Origin of the sequence: Pantoea sp. M_9, from assembly GCF_008631385.1 — a bacterium.
Classification (GTDB): Bacteria; Pseudomonadota; Gammaproteobacteria; order Enterobacterales; family Enterobacteriaceae; genus Pantoea; species Pantoea eucrina.
The window spans coordinates 1-17,476 of the sequence record NZ_VWUF01000025.1; the positions used below are offsets into that span (position 1 = coordinate 1).

Sequence of the window (17,476 nt, forward strand, 5' to 3'; positions counted from 1 at the left end):
GCAGCGGCGGGCGGGGCTGGCGCAGGGCCGGGGAGTGCAGAGGGCGCGGCCAGGCGTCCTCTGCCCGGTCGCCGTGCCGGGACACAGGCTGCCGCCGCAGCTGACGGCGAACGGAACCGGCTCTCGTGGCGAACGGAACCGGCCCCTGTGGCAAACGGAACCAGCCCCCGTGGCGAACGGAACCGGCCCCTGTGGCAAACGGAACCAGCCCCCGTGGCGAACGGAACCGGCCCCCGTGGCGAACGGAACCAGCCCCCGTGGCGAACGGAACCAGCCCCCGTGGCGAACGGAACCGGCCCCCGTGGCGAACGGAACCGGCCCCCTGGCGAACGCCCTCTTCTCTCAGGTCCTGACGCGCAGCCGCGCTTCAATCATATCGGCGACCTTTGTCACCACCCACGCGATCACCATATAAAACACCACGGCAATCAGGAACGCTTCGAGATAGTAGAAGTTCAGCGCCGCCGTCAGCTGCGCCTGCGCAAAGATATCTACCACTTCGATAGCAAAGGCGAGCGACAACGCTTTCATAATCACCATAAAGGCGTTGGCCAGATCCGGGATCGCCGCCACGATGATTTGCGGGAACATCACGCGCCGGAACAGCTGGCCACCGCTGTAACCCAGCGACAGCGCAGCGTCTGACTGGCCGCTGTCAAACGAGTTCAGCGCCCCTTTCCACACTTCCGCCTGAAACGCCGCTACGCAGGCGCTCAGCGCGACGATGATAATCACCCAGTTAGGCAGCGAGTGAGCATTCACCTCAACGTTAAACAGCGTAGCGAAGAAATGCAGCGCGGATGGCAGACCGTAGTAGGCGAGAAAAATCACCACCACCATCGGTACGCCTTTAAAGGCAATTTTGTAAACCATCACCAGCTGACGCAGCAGCGGAATACGCTGATGCTCAATATACGCAAACAGCCCGCCCAGCAGCGTGGAACAGATAAACACCGTCACCGCCATCAGCAGCGTAACCGGCACCGCATCCAGAATGCTCCAGAAATCGGGCAGTAGTACTTCAGTATCAAACATGCGCGCTCTCCTGCTCAGACGCTGGCGGTCAGCTTGACGCGCGCCGCTTTGGCGCTGTACTTCGCATGACGCTGTTCAAAGAAACGAATAATCAGCCAGGCGACCAGACAGAGCAGCGAATAGATCACCGCGAGCACCAGATAGGTACCAAACTGATACTGGTTATAATCGCGCTCCATAATCAGATGCGCCGTTGCCATGACATCAGCGGCACCGATATACATCACCAGCGCAACGTTATGGATCAGGTAAATTATCGCGTTACCATAGCCCGGCAGCGCAAAGTGCACCGCCTGCGGTCCTACCACGCGCAGCATCTTGTGACGAAAGCCGTAACCCAGGCTGTCCGCCGCATCGTGCTGACCGCGCTCTACCGCCAGAAACGCCGGGCGCATCACTTCGGAGAGATAGCCGCCGTGATAGAAGCTCAGGCCAATCATGGCGGCCAGATTAGGTGAAACAAAATCCGTAAAGCCGAGCTGCTGCGTAATCAGCGGCAGACCGTAGAAAGCGACAAACAGCTGCAGTACTACCGGCACGCTGCGCGCATAGGAGACGTACAGATCGGCCAGCTGGCTGATCAGCGGAATACGACGGACGCGGAACAGCGTCGCGATCAGCGCCAGGACAAAGCCAGCCAGCATCGCAACAAACATAATACCGAGCGTCAGCGGCAGCGCTGACAGCAGCTCGGGGATCATGGCGGATAGATTCACGGTGAAACACTCCTGCTTACTATAGAGCCGCGCCTGCCAGAGAGCCGGCGCGGTATCTGCTTGTGAATCCGTTACTGCATATATTTCGTGACGTCTTCACCAAACCACTTCTGCGCCAGCTTATCCAGCGTGCCGTCCGCCTTGAGATCCTGCAGCGCTTTTGTAATCTCCTGACTCAGCGCCTGATTCTCTGCCGAACGGTGCAGCAGCACATAGGTGTTGTTGATCGCCACCGGTTCGCTCGCTTTGATAGCCAGCTTCTGGTTATCAATAACCGTCTGCTCGCCGAGATTTGATGGCAGGATCAGCGCGTCATACTTGCCGTTCTGCACCTCTTTCAGGCGATCCGGATAGGGCACGCCAGCACTGGAAGCTTTAATGGCGATCTTGTCGTCCGGATTATCCTGCTGCCACTGCGTCACAAATTTGTAGACGCCACCGCCAGCGGTTACCGGGACAATCTTTTTGCCCACCAGATCTTTCATGCCCTGAATGGTGCTGTCGCTGCGGCTGTAGATCTTCATCAGGCTGGCGCCCATTGGTGCATCCGGGATCAGGAACTGCTTGCTGCGCGCCGGAGCCTTATAGTAGCCGCCGGTTGCCATATCATATTTGCCGGTCGCCAGCCCGGTCTCCTGAGCGATATCCGCGGCGCCTTCCATCACAAATTTGTACTGCGGCAGTCTGGCATTAATCGCTTTCAGCACGTCGGGCTCATAGCCCTGCGGCTCATGACCAATCGCCCCCCAGGAGAGCGGCTTGGACTCTGCAGCGGTAGCGATTTTGATGGTGCGAACCGCATCGGCAAAGCTGCTGCCGCTGACCAGCGCCAGTGCGATGATGCCAGGCGCGGCCAGGCGGCGTAATGTTGTTTTAAGTGCAGGCATGATCTTGATTCCTCTGATTATTAGAATACGCGTTCTGAGCTGAGAAACTGGGCAAGGCGCGGCAGGGTCGGGTTTTCAAACATCTCTGCCGGCGTACCCTGCGCGGCAACCACCCCCTGATCCATAAACACAATGCGGTTAGAGACGCTTTTCGCAAACTGCATCTCATGCGTGACCAGCAGCGAGGTGATGCCTGAAGAGGTGACATCTTTGATCACCTTCAGCACCTCACCCACCAGCTCCGGATCCAGCGAAGAGGTCGGTTCATCAAACAGAATCACCTCCGGCCGCACGGCCAGCGCGCGGGCAATGCCGGTGCGCTGCAGCTGTCCGCCGGAGAGCTGGGAAGGATAGTGATCGGCTTTCGCGCCGAGTCCGACCCGCTCCAGCTCCTCAAGCGCGATGGTCCGCGCCTCCTGGCGGCTTTTGCGCTGGATCACGATCAGCGGATCCATCACATTCTCCAGCACCGTCATGTTCTTAAAGACGTTGAACTGCTGAAATACCATCGCGGTACGCAGGCGGATCGCCTGGATCGCCGCTTTATCGGGTTTGCGATAGTCCATGCGGATCTGATCGAGCGCGATCGTCCCCGCTGTGGGTTTCGCCAGATAATTAATGCAGCGCAGCAGCGTGGTTTTACCGGTGCCGCTTGGCCCGATAATCGACACCACATCGCCCCGCTTTACCGTCAGATCGACCCCTTTCAGAATCGGGTTGTTACCATAGGCGAGCGTAATATTATTAAGTTCTAACATGGCGTTGCCCTATTTATTCAGGTCAGCATGGCCCAGCACATGCATCAGACGGTTAGCCCAGCCAAAGATGGCGATAGCGTGGATCAGGTCGATAATCTCCCGATCGTCCATTCCGGCCGCACGCAGCGGCGCAATATCTTCTGCCGTCGCTTCGGCTGGCGTGACCGACAGGCGGCGGGCAAAGTGATAGATCGCGGCGTCGCGCTCGCCCAGCGCATCGGCGCGGTCAAAATAGATTGCACTGACCACCGCGTCGTTTTCAGCCAGCTGTACGTGCCGGCGCGCATGTACCACCGCGCAGTAGCGGCAGCCGTTCACGATTGACGCGCCCAGCGCGCCCAGCTCGCGATCGGCGCGATTCAGTCCGCCCTCAACATACATGATGGCGTTGAACAGCCCGGTGCGTGCGGTGTAGCTCTCCGGATCGTGTACCAGCGTGCGGACATACTCCGACACCTTCTTATTGGAGGGTGTGATTTTCATCGCATCGCGCTGGGCCGGCGTGGCGTCATCTACGCTGACCGGCGCAATATAGGGGTGCCAGTGCAGCGGCTTCAGGGAAACAGAAGGGATCATGCTGACCTCAGCAGGCGCAGACCAGCCGCAACGCGCGTCTGGAAGTTAACAAAGGCGATCAGCTCAGAGAGCGCCACAATCTGCGGGTTATTCAGCCCCGCCTGCTCCAGCAGCCGGATGTGCTGCTCGGTGGCCTGCACCGGCTGAGACGTGACCAGATCGGTATGACGCACAATTGTCGCCAGCGGTTCGCCTGCCGGCAGCGCACCTTCCGCCAGCGCCAGCAGCTCATCCGCCGGCTGCAGTTGCCCCAGCTCATGCTGATACGCCTGCTCCAGCGCGCTATCCTGATTCAGCCGCGCCATGCGCTGCGCCAGCGCCAGCCGCAGGGCTGCAGAGAGGCCCTGGTCATCTTCCGGTGTCAGCACGGAGCGACGACACGCCTCTGCGCCATCAACAAACTCCGGCCGCAGCCGCCGCGTCTGGTAGAGCGCCGCGTCAGGGGTCAGCCCGGCGGCGCGATCGATAGCGTCACTCATAACGCGTTCTCCTGATTCAGTAAGGGGGTGGCGTCCACCCATTCATCGCCCTGTAATTCAGGCGTGTCATACGCCTGCAGGCTGGCATAGTGCTGCTCCACATCTTCAGCAAACAGCGAGGCCGCAATCGCCCGCACCAGCCGATCGGCACCAGCGCTGACCGCGGGGATATCACCGGAGACTTTGCCGTGCGTCAGCATCGCGGCATCATTGAAACAGTGAATATGTGAAAGCATCGGGCAGGCGCCGGGGACGCGCTCGCGAAACTCAAATCCGGGTCCCAGGTCAGGCGCCTCCAGCATATTCTGGCGCGCCGGCCCCATGGCAGGCTGATAGCGACCATCTGCCCAGCGGCGGATGTGCGGAGCGATGGCGGCAAATTCGGATCTGCCGCTGAAATCGTTGCTGAAACCGGTGGCCGCAATCAGGTAGTCATAGCGCAGCGGCCCCTGCGTCGTTTCAATGACCAGCTCATCCCCTTCGGGCCTGACGGCATTGATGGCGCAGTTCAGCAGAAAACGGGCATTCTCATGACGCGAAACGCGCAGGGTGGAGGCGCGCGGCGGCGGCGTCTGGGTGGCAGCGGTATAATCAACAAACTTCCATTTCCACCTATCCGGCAGCTGGTGCATGCCGTGTACCACGCCCTGACTGCCGATACCGGTCATTTTATTGATGCGCGGCATCGCTTTACGGCGGATCAGCAGATCCACCCTGGCTGCGCCCTGCTCCAGCGCGGTTGCGGCATTGTCCATTGACGAGGCACCGGCACCGATCACCGCAACCCTTTTACCCTGCAGCGCACTGAAGTCGATGTTGTCAGCAGAGTGTGCCCAGAAGCGGCGATCGACGCCCTGCAAAAAGGGGGGAACGGCAACGCCGCCCAGGCCGGAACGGCCGGTTGCCAGCACCAGCCGGCGGGTATAGACGCGTGCCGGCGCTGCGCCTTCCAGCGTCAGCGCAATCAGCGACCCGGCAGGTTCAATGGCGGTAACGCGGACGCCATTCTGTACCGGCAGATTCAGTACCTGCCGGTACCAGACCAGATAGTTCATCCACATCTCTTTCGGGATTTTGTCCAGCGCCTGCCAGGCCGCTTTTCCCCACTGCGCGGTATACCATGCGCGAAAGGTCAGCGAGGCCAGACCGAGTGCCGGTCCCTGCAGTGATTTGGGTGAACGCAGCGTCTCCATGCGGGCAAACGTGACCCACGGTCCTTCCTGCCCCGCCGGCGCGGTATCGTAAGTAATACTATTGGTGATACCCGCCAGCTGCAGCCGGGCCGTCGCCGCCAGGCCGCACATTCCGGCACCAATCACGACAACATCGCGCACCGGCTGGTTATCAACCGTATGCGCAGGCACCCAGGGTTTTGCGGGCAATTCAAGGTATTCCAGATCCTGCTGTAGCTGAGCTTCCAGCGCGGCCAGACCATCGGCAGCTGAAGTCATATAAGTATCCCCTGATGTCAGCGCGAAGACGCTGTCAAACGCATACCTACAATCGCCGGCCTTATTATCCTGATAACGCATATTTACCGGCTTATAATTGTCAATACGCATAGTAAAAGCTGAGGCTTTGCATACTCCTCCTGCGGCTGGATGGAGTCAATAATAGCGCTCAGCATTTAACCAATGGATTTCTTATATCTTATGCCGGAATGGTTATAAGCCCGTCACCGCCCTCTTCAGAGGCGTTAAAGCTGATTGATAAGCCGCATAACGCGGGTGTGTTCGCTTGAGGCCAGCCGCTGAAAATCGGGTAACAGCGCGGCAGCGGCGGCGGCGAGGGCCTCTATCAGCGCCTGTGCTGCCGCGGTGATCTGCCGTCCCTGCGGCGTAACCACGCCAAAGTAGTAGGGAATATCCTCTTCCAGCGTGCAAATAGTGACGCCAGCCAGCGGCATTCCCCAGCCGGATACCGGCTCCAGAATAGCCACGCCCAGCCCGGCGCGGACGCAGCCCAGAATATTTGCCGAAGAGTTGGTTTCAATGGTTTCCGGCAGCAGCGTATTGACACGCTTCAGCGCTTTTTCATAGCGCCCGCGCAGGCGCTGCGGGTTCCAGGGGGCGATAAGCCGCCGTCCCGCCAGCTGGCTGAGCGATATCTGCGGCTGCGCCGCGAGCGGATCGCTGTCCGGCAGCGCCACCACGCAGTGCGCGTGGCCGATCCAGTGCAGTACCACCGCATCATGCTCCAGCGGCAGGCTGCAGAGGCCGATATCCGCCTCGGCGGTGATCACCGCGTGCGCCGTTTGCGCAGCAGACTCACTGATAATCTGCACTTTGTTTTGCAGGCCAATCGCCGCCAGCGCCTGCGGCAGCAGCCCTGCCGCCAGCGCCGGCGTGGCCGCAATGCTGAGTGGCCGCTGCTGCTGCTGCGCAATCTCCTGCGCACGCAGCCGGATCTGCTGCAAAGAGAGCAGCGCTTTCTGCACATACTGATGCAGCTGCAACGCCTCTTCGGAGGGGTGAATACGCGGTCCGTTGCGGATAAAGAGCGGATAGCCCAGAGAGAGTTCCAGCTCCTGCAGCTGGCGTGAAACCACAGGCTGTGAGCGGTTGAGTGCTTTCGCTGCGGCGGTCACGCTGCCCGCTGCAATAACCGCTGCGAACGCTTCCAGCTGACGCAGATCGAGATCGTTGAGTAAATTCATTACGGGGTGATTCCTGCATGCTTGCTCACCGGGCTGAGCATAAATGATGCCGCCATCATAAGGTGCAGAGCCCCGTTAAGTCACTGCATAACCTGAAAGTATAGATTCAGGTAATGATTGCCCCAGAACATATTATTGCGCGCCACAAAGTAATTGCATTCACATCCCGTTAGCTGAAAAAAGATAACAGTTTATATTTTTGCAATGTCAGCAACCGCTGCGCTTAAGCGGATTAACAGAAAAGCTTACGGCTCAATAATATAAAATCTGTACAATAGTGTGCAAAACCGTACAACTTAAAAAAAATGAAAAAATAAACTTATATCCATGTAAAATAAGATAAAAAACAGAAAAAAGCGAAACGATTATAATTGTACAAATTATATTTTTCTGTACAGAAAAAATCACGAAATTTAAAAACCCACAGTGTAAAAAGACAAATAAATACCTAAAAAAATCAATTAAGATTATTCCTGGCTGGTGCACTTGTTAATCCGAAAAATAACGCTAACCTTAAGTTGCAAACAAAATACTTTAATATGCCCTGACCTCTGAGGAGTAAATGATGAGCAATCCACGCGGTGGTGCCGGTAATTTTGCCATGAATCCTGAACGTGCCCGCGAAGCGGGGAAAAAAGGCGGTCAGGTCAGCGGCGGTAACTTTCGCAATAACCCTGAGCGCGCAATTGAAGCGGGCCGTAAAGGGGGCAAAAAGAGTCGTCGTGGCACAGATAAAGATGCTGCACAGGGTGCACAGGCTTAACATTAACGGGAGAATCTAATGACTTACGAAGAACATTTTATTGACTGGGTCAGAGATGCACACGCTATGGAGAAGCAGGCGGAGAGCATGCTGGAAAAAATGGCAGCCCGGCTCGAACACTATCCCGATCTCAAAGCGCGTATTGAGCAGCACATTGATGAAACACGTGAGCAGCAGCAGCTGGTGCAGAGCGTCATTGACCGTTACGACACGTCCCGTTCGGTGATCAAAGATGCCGCAGGAAAACTGTCGGCGTTTGGCCAGGCAGTCGGCGGCATGATGACCGAAGATGAGGTGGTTAAAGGCGCTATCAGCGGCAACGTTTTTGAGAACTTTGAGATCGCTAATTACACTGCGCTCATTGCCGCGGCGGAACAGCTTAACGACAGCGAAAGCGTGTCAATTTTTACCCGCATTCGCGAGCAGGAGCAGGCGATGGCCGACTGGACAGCCAATCATTTAGGCGACGTTACAAAACAGTTCCTCATCCGCTCCAGTACACCAGGCGTGGAAGCTAAGAAATAGCGTTAGCTGTGCTTTGAATTTCTTCCCCGGACTTTAACATTGCATATTATTTATCGGCCAACTGGCCAGCCAGCACAGTGAGGTGCTTCTGTGCTGGCCTTTTTTATGCCTCATCTGCCAGCGTTAATCGCCTCGCCTGCCACCAGATCAGCAGCGCTGTCAGCGCAATCACGCTCAGCGTGCTGAACGCCACGCTATAGGAGTAGTGCCTGACGATCATACCGGTCAGCGCCGGACTAAACGCGGCTCCCGCTCCCTGCATCAGCATCACCGCACTCTGTCCGGCATTAACGTGGCCGCTGCCGCGTAGTAACTGCACAATGTAGCCAGGCACGGCAACGCCCAGCGTACCGGCCGCGATGCCATCCAGCACCTGAACCGGGATCATCAGCCAGGGATTGGTGAAACTGGCGGCGAGTACGGCGCGTACCGGCAGCAGCAGCAGCGCCAGCATAATCAGACGCTGATACCCCAGCGTCTCCGCGCGCGCCGCCGTCCAGAGCGCTACCGGGATCATCACCGCCTGCGAGATAATAACGGTTGCAGCAGCGTAAACACCGGGATTCATGCCGCCGGGCGAGGCGGCTACGCGCATACTGAGCATCGGCAGCAGTGCCGCATTCGCGAGGTGGAACAGCAGCAGCGTAATACCTGTGGTCATCAGCGGCGCGTTGCGCGTCAGGTCAGAGAGGCGGGGAACCGCGCTGCCCGCAGACGCATCCAGACCGCGCGCTGCCTGATGATCAATATCTTTTCCACGGATGGCCAGGATAGCGAGTGAGGTCAGCAGCGCCATCGCTGTCATCAGGATAAATACCGAGCCGGTCCCCCAGTACCAGGTTGCGGCCCCGGCAATCAGCGCAGCGCTCATATTCCCGGCGTGGTTAAACGCTTCGTTGCGCCCCATCTGCCGGTTAAAGCCGCGCTGTCCGGCCAGCCCCAGCGTGATCCCTGCCAGCACCGGGGCAATAAACGCGGCAGAAACGCCGCTGATGATCTGCGTAATTGCCACCACCCAGCTTTGCTGTGAATACCAGAGCCACAGTGTGGCAACGGTAATCAGCGCGCAGCCACACAGCAGCAGCAGACGTTTGTAGCGCGTGGCATCCGTAACGATCCCGGCGGGCAGCGTGGCGATAAGCCCCGCCAGACCGCCCGCCGTCATCACCAGGCCGACATCATTTGGCTGCCAGCCACGCTGCGTTAAAAATATCCCCAGAAAAGGTCCCAGCCCGTCGCGCACGTCGGCGAGAAAAAAACTCACCAGACAAAGCGCCTGCAGCGATCGTATCGGCATTGCTCATGTTCCTGATTTTTTAGTGCGGGTCCGCCTGTTAAGTAATGGCAAAGATTCAGGAAAAGTCACGCAGTGTAAAAGTAACTAAATGAAAGCAGTGTTCGCAGCTGTCTGTATCCGGGGTGCGATTATGCAGATGAAGGAGCTGACTGTGTCAGACCAGGGGTGGAGAGTATACGCCGGAGCACAGAGCGGGTATGGGGACGCAGAAAAGCAAAAACCCGGCCATAAGGCCGGGTTTTCTGAATTGTGGTGCCCGAACCCGGAATCGAACCAGGGACACGCGGATTTTCAATCCGCTGCTCTACCGACTGAGCTATTCGGGCAACGGGGCGCATTNCCCGAACCCGGAATCGAACCAGGGACACGCGGATTTTCAATCCGCTGCTCTACCGACTGAGCTATTCGGGCAACGGGGCGCATTAAACCCTACCCCGGCCGCAGCGTCAAACGCTTTTCAGCAAATACGCGCTGACTGCTGACTTTTAGAGCATCCGCTGCGCTTACTGGTCAAATTCTGACACACTCTGCTACGTTGTGGCGGTGGATTTTCGCATCCGCCTGCCGATAACCGTGCTGACATCCAATAAACATAAAAAGGTTCGCCATGTTCAGCACTATTGCATCAGGTATTATGTCACGCCTTGCGTGGCAAAAGCGCAGCCGCGCGACGCTCAGTTCATTGCAGGATGCTATCGCCATGATTGAGTTTACGCCGGACGGCAAAATTATCACCGCCAACGATCTGTTTCTGGAGCGCATGGGCTATACCCTGCCGGAGATCGTCGGGCAGCACCACGCTCTGTTTTGTACGCCCGACATGGTGCACTCGACCGCATATCGCGATTTCTGGCAGCGGCTCAACCGCGGCGAGGGGTTCAGCGATAAGTTTCTGCGCGTGGCGAAACATAGCCGTCCGGTCTGGCTGGAGGCCAATTATGTGCCGGTACAGGACCGCAGCGGCCGGGTAATAAAGATTGTTAAGCTGGCGAGTGACATTACGGCACACATTCTGGATACGCAGGAGCAGCGCGCCATGACGGCGGCTATCGATCGCTCAATGGCGGTTATCGCCTTTAATCTGCAGGGCGAAGTGCTGATGGCAAATGACAATTTTCTTAAAACCATGGGCTATCGGGAGCAGGAGATCCTTGGCCGGCACCACAGTCAGTTTTGCCCGCCAGAAACGCAGCAGAGCAACGCTTATCGGCGTTTCTGGCAGAAGCTGAATCAGGGTGAATATATCTCCGGACAGTTTCAGCGCGTGGATAAACAGGGCCGTACCGTCTGGCTGCGCGCCACCTATAATCCGATTTTCGATGAGGCGGGCACTCTCTATAAAATTGTTAAATTCGCCACTGATGTGACCTCGCAGGTGGAGAAGAGCCACCAGGAGCGTGACGCTGCGCAGCAGGCGTACCAGACGGCACTGCAGACCAGCGAAAGCACTCGCCTTGGCGCTACAGTACTGGAGAACAGCGTGCAGACCATGAATGCGCTGGCAGGCGAACTGCACGGTATCTCCGGTGATATTACCAATCTCAGCGACTCCTCCGATCGCATTGGCGCGATTGTTGAAAGCATTCGCCGTATTGCCGAACAGACCAATCTGCTGGCGCTGAACGCGGCGGTAGAGGCGGCGCGAGCCGGACAGCATGGACGCAGCTTTGCCGTCGTCGCGAATGAGGTGCGTGCGCTGGCGGAAAATATCAATCGCGCCACTACCGAAATCGAAAACCGGGTGCGCGATAACCATCTGCTGGCAGAGAAAGCGCTGCAGGGCATTGCGTCTAACCTGAAGCGTGCCGATCAGGGTGTACTGCTTGCTCAGGAGGCGGGCGACATGATGGCGGAGATCCGCGGCAGCTCAGGTGACGTGGTCCGCGCTATCGGCCACGTCACCGCGACGCTAAAAGAAGAGTAGCCGTTACTGCCCTGCCGTCTGCAGCGGCGCGTCGGATGCCGGCGGCAGGAAGATATGATCGAGAATATTGCGCATCACCGGCGCGGCGCTCACGCTCTCGTTTCCGCCGTTCTCCAGGATCAGCGCAATCGCCACTTTAGGATCGCTGAACGGTGCAAACGCAGTATAAAAAATATGATCGCGCAGCCGGATCGGGATCGCTTTCGCATTATAGGTCTGGTTCTGCTTCAGGCTGAACACCTGCGACGTCCCGGACTTCGCTGCAATGCCGTATGGCGCGGTATGAAAATATTTATACCCGGTGCCGTTAGGGGCGTTAGCCATCCCAAACATCGCCCGGCGCACCAGCCCCCAGTATGGCGAGCTCGCCTCGCCAATCTGCGGCTGCGGCCTGACGGGCTGATAAGGCTGCTGCCAGCCGCCACGCTGCGCTTTGGCCAGCAGATGCGGCGTGATCACTTTGCCGTTATTGATCAGCGCGACCATCGCCCGGACCATCTGAATCGGGGTGGCGATCCAGTAGCCCTGCCCGATCCCGACCGATACCGTATCGCCCTGATACCACGCCCGTTTATGCACCCGCTTTTTCCAGGCACGGTCAGGAAGCAGACCGGTGTACTCTTCGTTGAGATCGATACCGGTTGACTTGCCATAGCCAAACTGGCTCAGCATGGTGTGAATGCGATCAATACCCATCATAAATGCCACCTGATAGAAAAAGGTGTCTGCTGACTCCTCAATCGCTTTAGTGACGTCCAGCATACCGTGGCCCGTTTTTTTCCAGTCGCGCCAGGTGCGGTGCGTGCCGGGCAGGGTCCAGGTGGGTCCGCCAAAGAAGGTGGTCGCGGGCGTGATGGTGTGGGTCAGCAGTGCAGAGATCGCCATATAAGGCTTTACCGTCGAGGCGGGCGGATAGAGGCCCTGCGTGACGCGGTTGATGAGCGGCAAATCTTTATTCTGCAGCAGCGCGTTGTAGGCTTTATAACTGATGCCTTTCACAAACGGGTTGGGATCGTAGCTGGGGCTGGAAACCATCGCCAGCACGCTGCCGTCGTGCGGATCTTCAATCAGTACCGCCGCGCGCTGGCCGGCCAGCTGCTGCTCAACATACTGCTGCAGATGCAGATCGAGGGTCAGCCAGATATTTTTGCCAGCCACCGGCGGAACCTCTTTCAGCACGCGCACGATGCGGCCATGGTTGTCGACCTCCACCTCCTGGTAGCCGGTTTTGCCATGCAGCAGCGCCTCATAGTAGCCTTCAATGCCCTGCTTGCCGATGTTATGGTCCGCGGCGTAGTTCTCCCCTCTGCCCGCCTCGTTCAGCCGCCTGTAGTCAGCGTCGTTGATTTTGGAGACGTAGCCCACCACGTGCGCCAGGTCAGCGCCGTAGGGGTATTCCCGATCCTGATAAGTCGACACGCTGACGCCGGTGAAACGAAACTGGTTCACGGCAAAGCGCGCCACCTGACGATCGGTAAGCTCCGCTTTCAGCTCGACCGGTTTATAGCGGCTGCTGTGCTGCAGCGCATGCCTGAATGCGTCAATGTCATCCGGCGTCAGATCAAGCAGCGGCGTCAGGGCGCGGAGCGTGGCCGCCATATCGCTGACCTTATAGGGCGTGACCAGTACGTCATACCAGGTGACATTGTGTACCAGCGGAATGCCGTTGCGATCGTATATCAGCCCGCGCGTGGGCGCGATGGGGATCATTTTAATGTCGTTTTCGTTGGAGCGCGTCTGATAGTAGCGGTGCTGACGGACCTGCAGACGATAGAGATTGATTCCCAGAATGGTAAAGCAGGTCACCACCAGCGCAAATGCCACCAGTGCCCGCCGGGCAAACAGTTTTTCTTCAGCTTCGAAATTGCGAAAATTCATCAGGAAAGGATCTCTTCATTATCGCGCTAATGATAAACAGCGTGAGCGTCAGAGCCAGCCTGAAGATGCACAAGCCTGGGTAAAAGTGTGTCAGATGTTTACGGAGGGAGGACCGGAGCGCATCAATGCGCTCCGGACACAGGCGAAGTTAGTCGCCCAGCAGCACCGATTCCAGTGCAATTTTGATCATATCGTTGAAGGTAGTCTGACGCTCTGCCGCGCTGGTCTGTTCGTGCGTGCGGATATGGTCAGAAACGGTACAGATGGTCAGCGCTTTCGCACCAAACTCTGCCGCCACGCCGTAGATCCCTGCAGCTTCCATCTCAACGCCGAGGATGCCGTACTTCTCCATGACATCAAACATCTGCGGATCGGGCGTGTAGAAGAGATCGGCAGAGAAGATGTTGCCGACGCGCGCGTCAACGCCCAGCGCTTTTGCTGCGTCAACCGCGTTGCGTACCATGTCAAAGTCAGCAATCGCCGCAAAATCGTGATCTTTGAAGCGCATACGGTTTACTTTGGAGTCGGTGCAGGCACCCAGACCAATCACCACATCACGCAGTTTCACGTCAGCACGCACCGCACCGCAGGAGCCGACGCGGATGATCTTCTTCACGCCAAAATCGGTGATCAGCTCTTTGGTATAGATTGAGCAGGATGGGATCCCCATACCGTGGCCCATTACCGAAATCTTACGGCCTTTATAAGTGCCGGTGAAGCCAAGCATACCGCGTACGTTGTTGACTTCCACAACATCGTCCAGGAAAGTCTCAGCAATATGCTTTGCGCGCAGCGGGTCGCCCGGCATCAGTACGACGTCCGCGAAATCACCCATTTCTGCATTAATATGTGGCGTTGCCATGGTTCTTATTCCTTTTCAAAAAAGTGTGCGCTGTTTTACAGCATGCTTTTGCCGTAGTCCATGCTGGAGAGGCCAAAGTACGCGGCAATGGTCTGGCCGATATCGGCAAAGGTATCGCGATAGCCCAGCGATCCCGGCTTAACGCCCGGACCGTAGATGAGAATCGGGATATGCTCACGCGTATGCTCAGTGCCTTCCCAGCTGGGATCGCAGCCGTGGTCAGCGGTCAGGATCAGAATATCGCCCTCCTGCACCAGCGCCATCAGCTCTGGCAGACGGCGGTCAAACAGCTCCAGTCCGCCGGCATAGCCTGCGATATCGCGGCGATGACCCCAGGTTGAGTCGAAATCAACAAAGTTGGTAAAGACGATAGAGGTGTCAGGCGCCTTTTTCATCTGCTCAATCGTGGCGTCAAACAGCGCGTCGAGACCGGTCGCTTTCACTTTCTGCGTGATGCCCTGATGCGCATAGATATCAGCAATTTTACCTACTGAGATCACTTCCCCGCCCTTCTCGTCGACCAGCTTTTTCAGCATGGTCGGTGATGGCGGCTCAACGGCCAGATCGTGACGGTTGCCGGTACGCTCAAAGCTGCCCGCTTTATCACCCACAAACGGACGGGCAATGACGCGACCAATGTTGTAGCCACCTTCCGTCAACTCTTCACGGGCGATTTCACACAGCTCATACAGCCGCTCAAGACCAAAGGTCTCTTCGTGACAGGCGATCTGGAACACCGAGTCTGCTGAAGTGTAGAAAATCGGCTTACCGGTTTTCATATGCTCTTCACCCAGCTGATCGAGGATCACCGTACCGGAAGAGTGGCAGTTGCCGAGATAGCCCGGCAGATCGGCGCGCTCCACCAGCTTATCCAGCAGCGCCTGCGGAAAGCTGTTCTCTTTATCGCTAAAGTAGCCCCAGTCGAACAGAACCGGGACACCCGCAATTTCCCAGTGGCCGGAGGGGGTATCTTTGCCGGAAGAGAGTTCGCTGGCGTAAGCGTAAGCGCCGATGATTTCAGCATTTGGATCCAGCCCTGGCGGAAAGCGGCCGGTCGAGAGTTCTGCCGCTTTGCCAAGACCGAGCGCGGTCATGTTTGGCAGATGTAGCGGGCCTTCGCGCCCTTCGTTTGCGCGACCTTCAAAACAGGCTTCAGCGATATGGCCAAGCGTATCTGAACCCGCATCACCAAATTTATCAGCATCTTTACTGGAACCGATGCCGAAGGAGTCGAGAACCATAATAAAAGCACGTTTCATGCAAGTCTCCTGCGCGCCGGGCGCGATGACAAGTCAAAAAAAAGCGATCAGATCAGTATACCTGAATGGCGACTGTCTGGCACGCAGTAACGCCGCTATTCGCTGATGCGGCGATACACCACGGGCGTGGTTTCAGGTGCCTGGTCGCTCAGTACGATGGCGGCTCTGACCGCCTGTGCGGCTTCCTGCCACTGCGCTTCCGAGGCGGCATGGATCATCGCCAGCGGCCGCTGCGTATCAACGCGGCTGCCCAGCGCAATCATATCGCTCAGGCCTACGCTGTAGTCGATTGTATCAGTGGCCCGCCGCCGCCCGCCGCCCAGCGCCACAACGGCCATGCCCAGCGCCCGCGTATCCATCGCGCTGACGATCCCCGCTTCTTCTGCATAGAGCGGCCTGCTGAAAGCTGGTGCCGGCAGATAGCGATCCATGCGCTCGATAAAATCTGCCGGCCCGTTCTGTGCCGCCACCATTCGTCCAAATACCTCGGCAGCTTTACCGTTATCCAGCACCTGCTGCAGTTTCTGCCGCGCTTCTGTGTCATTCGCTGCCAGCTGACCGGAAATCAGCATCTCGGCGCAAAGCGCCATAGTGACCTCATACAGACGCGGATTGCGCGCCTCGCCGGTCAGGAACTGCACCGCCTCGCGCACTTCCAGAGCGTTACCCGCAGTTGAAGCCAGCACCTGATTCATGTCGGTAAGCAGCGCGGTGGTTTTGCATCCTGCACCGTTCGCAACCCGCACAATCGCCTGCGCCAGCTGTTCCGAGGCGGCAAAGGTAGGCATAAAAGCGCCTGAACCCACTTTGACATCCATTACCAGCGCATCCAGCCCTTCTGCGAGTTTTTTGGCGAGAATCGAGGCGGTGATCAGCGGAATGGAGTCAACCGTGGCGGTGATATCGCGCGTGGCGTAAAAGCGCTTGTCTGCGGGTGCCAGTGAGCGGGTCTGCCCGATGATCGCCACCCCCACCTGCTTGATTATGTCGCGGAAACGGTCGTCGCTGGGATAGATATCAAAGCCCGAAATGGCCTCAAGCTTATCCAGCGTGCCGCCGGTATGACCCAGACCGCGTCCGGAGATCATCGGCACATATCCACCGCAGGCGGCGACCATCGGCCCCAGCATCAGAGAGGTGACATCGCCTACGCCACCGGTTGAATGTTTATCCACTACCGGGCCGTTGAGCTGCAGCGACTGCCACTCCAGTACCGATCCTGAGTCGCGCATCGCCATGGTAAGGGCAACGCGTTCCTGCAGGTTCATATCGTTAAAATAGATGGTCATCGCCAGCGCAGCGATTTGCCCTTCCGAAACGGTTTCATCGCGCACGCCATCGATGAAAAAGCGGATCTCCGCCTCACTCAGCGGCTGCCCGTCACGTTTTTTCCGGATGATTTCCTGTGGCAGAAACAAGGTGCCTCCCGTGATTGCTGGTATGTACGCGGCGCATAAATGCGCCCTGCATTTTTATCGTAGGGGGCGCATGAATGCGCCCCGGGCCGGACGCCGTGCCGGGATTTAACCCGGGCCGCGTTAATGCGGCCCCTACGGGGATATTCAATTCCGTACCCCGCGACGGGATTTAACCCGGGCCGCATTAATGCGGCTCCTACGAGAATGTTGGATTCCGTACCTCGTAGGGGGCGCATTCATGCGCCCCTGGCCGGATGCCGCGACGGGATTTAACCCGGGCCGCATTAATGCGGCCCCTACGAGAATGTTGGATTCCGTACCTCGTGACGGGATTTAACCTGGGCCGCATTAATGCGGCCCCTACGAGAATGTTGGATTCCGTACCTCGTAGGGGGCGCATTCATGCGCCCCTGGCCGTACCCCGCGACGGGATTTAACCCGGG

The 17,476-nt window shown here is 57.8% G+C and carries 16 protein-coding genes and 2 tRNA genes; 3 read left to right on the top strand and 15 right to left on the bottom strand.

Annotation, left to right across the window (positions count from 1 at the left end; all coding sequences use genetic code 11):
- Positions 1–342: 342 nt before the first annotated feature.
- The 8 genes from F3I15_RS17885 to F3I15_RS17920 all read right to left on the bottom strand — a co-directional run bounded on the left by F3I15_RS17885 (position 343) and on the right by F3I15_RS17920 (position 7,107).
- Entirely contained in the window at positions 343–1,035 is a 693-nt protein-coding gene (locus F3I15_RS17885; protein ID WP_039380119.1) for an amino acid ABC transporter permease, read from the bottom strand.
- A gap of 14 nt (positions 1,036–1,049) precedes the next feature.
- Positions 1,050–1,736, bottom strand: a complete 687-nt coding sequence (locus tag F3I15_RS17890; RefSeq protein WP_223810731.1) for an amino acid ABC transporter permease — start codon at positions 1,734–1,736, stop codon at positions 1,050–1,052.
- Positions 1,737–1,822: 86 nt separating this feature from the next.
- A complete protein-coding gene (locus F3I15_RS17895) occupies positions 1,823–2,638 on the bottom strand; it encodes a transporter substrate-binding domain-containing protein (protein ID WP_150018798.1) in 816 nt (271 codons plus the stop codon).
- A gap of 20 nt (positions 2,639–2,658) precedes the next feature.
- Positions 2,659–3,396, bottom strand: coding sequence for an amino acid ABC transporter ATP-binding protein (locus tag F3I15_RS17900; RefSeq protein WP_150018799.1), 738 nt, complete (start codon positions 3,394–3,396; stop codon positions 2,659–2,661).
- A 9-nt stretch (positions 3,397–3,405) separates the two neighbouring features.
- Positions 3,406–3,972 (bottom strand): peroxidase-related enzyme, encoded by a 567-nt coding sequence (locus F3I15_RS17905; protein WP_104085444.1) that lies wholly within the window; start codon positions 3,970–3,972, stop codon positions 3,406–3,408.
- Positions 3,969–4,451 (bottom strand): CMD domain-containing protein, encoded by a 483-nt coding sequence (locus F3I15_RS17910; RefSeq protein WP_150018800.1) that lies wholly within the window; start codon positions 4,449–4,451, stop codon positions 3,969–3,971. The genes F3I15_RS17905 and F3I15_RS17910 overlap by 4 nt, the downstream gene beginning before the upstream one ends.
- Positions 4,448–5,902, bottom strand: a complete 1,455-nt coding sequence (locus F3I15_RS17915) for an NAD(P)-binding domain-containing protein (protein WP_150018801.1) — start codon at positions 5,900–5,902, stop codon at positions 4,448–4,450. Before F3I15_RS17915 ends, F3I15_RS17910 begins: the two co-directional genes overlap by 4 nt.
- Positions 5,903–6,147: 245 nt before the next feature.
- Positions 6,148–7,107: a LysR family transcriptional regulator gene (locus F3I15_RS17920; protein ID WP_150018802.1), complete on the bottom strand. Its 960-nt coding sequence runs from the start codon at positions 7,105–7,107 to the stop codon at positions 6,148–6,150.
- A gap of 565 nt (positions 7,108–7,672) precedes the next feature.
- Between F3I15_RS17920 and F3I15_RS17925 the strand changes: the two genes are divergently transcribed.
- Complete coding sequence (locus tag F3I15_RS17925; RefSeq protein ID WP_150018807.1) at positions 7,673–7,870, top strand: general stress protein; 198 nt, start codon at positions 7,673–7,675, stop codon at positions 7,868–7,870.
- Positions 7,871–7,888: 18 nt separating this feature from the next.
- On the top strand, positions 7,889–8,395 hold the full coding sequence (locus tag F3I15_RS17930; protein ID WP_039380127.1) for a ferritin-like domain-containing protein: 507 nt from the start codon (positions 7,889–7,891) through the stop codon (positions 8,393–8,395).
- 103 nt (positions 8,396–8,498) lie between these two features.
- Here the strand turns inward: F3I15_RS17930 and F3I15_RS17935 are convergent, their stop codons facing one another.
- The 3 genes from F3I15_RS17935 to F3I15_RS17945 all read right to left on the bottom strand — a co-directional run bounded on the left by F3I15_RS17935 (position 8,499) and on the right by F3I15_RS17945 (position 10,103).
- Positions 8,499–9,692 carry an MFS transporter gene (locus F3I15_RS17935; protein ID WP_150018803.1) on the bottom strand — a complete coding sequence of 398 codons (1,194 nt, stop codon included), beginning with the start codon at positions 9,690–9,692 and terminating at the stop codon, positions 8,499–8,501.
- A 250-nt stretch (positions 9,693–9,942) separates the two neighbouring features.
- A tRNA-Phe gene (locus F3I15_RS17940) sits at positions 9,943–10,018 on the bottom strand.
- Positions 10,019–10,030: 12 nt separating this feature from the next.
- Positions 10,031–10,103 (bottom strand) — tRNA-Phe (locus F3I15_RS17945).
- Between the two features lie 196 nt (positions 10,104–10,299).
- On the opposite strand from F3I15_RS17945, the gene F3I15_RS18425 reads away from it, so the two are divergent.
- Positions 10,300–11,616, top strand: coding sequence for a PAS domain-containing methyl-accepting chemotaxis protein (locus F3I15_RS18425; RefSeq protein WP_150018804.1), 1,317 nt, complete (start codon positions 10,300–10,302; stop codon positions 11,614–11,616).
- Positions 11,617–11,619: 3 nt separating this feature from the next.
- On the opposite strand, the gene mrdA is transcribed toward F3I15_RS18425, so the two are convergent.
- From mrdA to deoA, 4 genes are all read right to left on the bottom strand, one after another.
- On the bottom strand, positions 11,620–13,494 hold the full coding sequence (gene mrdA, locus F3I15_RS17955) for a penicillin-binding protein 2 (protein WP_150018805.1): 1,875 nt from the start codon (positions 13,492–13,494) through the stop codon (positions 11,620–11,622).
- 148 nt (positions 13,495–13,642) lie between these two features.
- Positions 13,643–14,356, bottom strand: coding sequence for a purine-nucleoside phosphorylase (deoD, locus tag F3I15_RS17960; protein ID WP_039380134.1), 714 nt, complete (start codon positions 14,354–14,356; stop codon positions 13,643–13,645).
- A 35-nt stretch (positions 14,357–14,391) separates the two neighbouring features.
- Positions 14,392–15,615: a phosphopentomutase gene (gene deoB / locus F3I15_RS17965; RefSeq protein ID WP_039380136.1), complete on the bottom strand. Its 1,224-nt coding sequence runs from the start codon at positions 15,613–15,615 to the stop codon at positions 14,392–14,394.
- A gap of 95 nt (positions 15,616–15,710) precedes the next feature.
- Positions 15,711–17,033: a thymidine phosphorylase gene (gene deoA, locus F3I15_RS17970; protein WP_150018806.1), complete on the bottom strand. Its 1,323-nt coding sequence runs from the start codon at positions 17,031–17,033 to the stop codon at positions 15,711–15,713.
- Between the last annotated feature and the right edge of the window lie 443 nt (positions 17,034–17,476).

What these genes read in the sequence shown, in the direction of transcription:
- F3I15_RS17885 (WP_039380119.1), bottom strand. Translation starts at nt 1,035, where the DNA reads ATGTTTGATACTGAAGTACTACTGCCCGATTTCTGGAGCATTCTGGAT.
- F3I15_RS17890 (WP_223810731.1), bottom strand. Translation starts at nt 1,736, where the DNA reads ATGATCCCCGAGCTGCTGTCAGCGCTGCCGCTGACGCTCGGTATTATG.
- F3I15_RS17895 (WP_150018798.1), bottom strand. Translation starts at nt 2,638, where the DNA reads ATGCCTGCACTTAAAACAACATTACGCCGCCTGGCCGCGCCTGGCATC.
- F3I15_RS17900 (WP_150018799.1), bottom strand. Translation starts at nt 3,396, where the DNA reads ATGTTAGAACTTAATAATATTACGCTCGCCTATGGTAACAACCCGATT.
- F3I15_RS17905 (WP_104085444.1), bottom strand. Translation starts at nt 3,972, where the DNA reads ATGATCCCTTCTGTTTCCCTGAAGCCGCTGCACTGGCACCCCTATATT.
- F3I15_RS17910 (WP_150018800.1), bottom strand. Translation starts at nt 4,451, where the DNA reads ATGAGTGACGCTATCGATCGCGCCGCCGGGCTGACCCCTGACGCGGCG.
- F3I15_RS17915 (WP_150018801.1), bottom strand. Translation starts at nt 5,902, where the DNA reads ATGACTTCAGCTGCCGATGGTCTGGCCGCGCTGGAAGCTCAGCTACAG.
- F3I15_RS17920 (WP_150018802.1), bottom strand. Translation starts at nt 7,107, where the DNA reads ATGAATTTACTCAACGATCTCGATCTGCGTCAGCTGGAAGCGTTCGCA.
- F3I15_RS17925 (WP_150018807.1), top strand. Translation starts at nt 7,673, where the DNA reads ATGAGCAATCCACGCGGTGGTGCCGGTAATTTTGCCATGAATCCTGAA.
- F3I15_RS17930 (WP_039380127.1), top strand. Translation starts at nt 7,889, where the DNA reads ATGACTTACGAAGAACATTTTATTGACTGGGTCAGAGATGCACACGCT.
- F3I15_RS17935 (WP_150018803.1), bottom strand. Translation starts at nt 9,692, where the DNA reads ATGCCGATACGATCGCTGCAGGCGCTTTGTCTGGTGAGTTTTTTTCTC.
- F3I15_RS18425 (WP_150018804.1), top strand. Translation starts at nt 10,300, where the DNA reads ATGTTCAGCACTATTGCATCAGGTATTATGTCACGCCTTGCGTGGCAA.
- mrdA (WP_150018805.1), bottom strand. Translation starts at nt 13,494, where the DNA reads ATGAATTTTCGCAATTTCGAAGCTGAAGAAAAACTGTTTGCCCGGCGG.
- deoD (WP_039380134.1), bottom strand. Translation starts at nt 14,356, where the DNA reads ATGGCAACGCCACATATTAATGCAGAAATGGGTGATTTCGCGGACGTC.
- deoB (WP_039380136.1), bottom strand. Translation starts at nt 15,615, where the DNA reads ATGAAACGTGCTTTTATTATGGTTCTCGACTCCTTCGGCATCGGTTCC.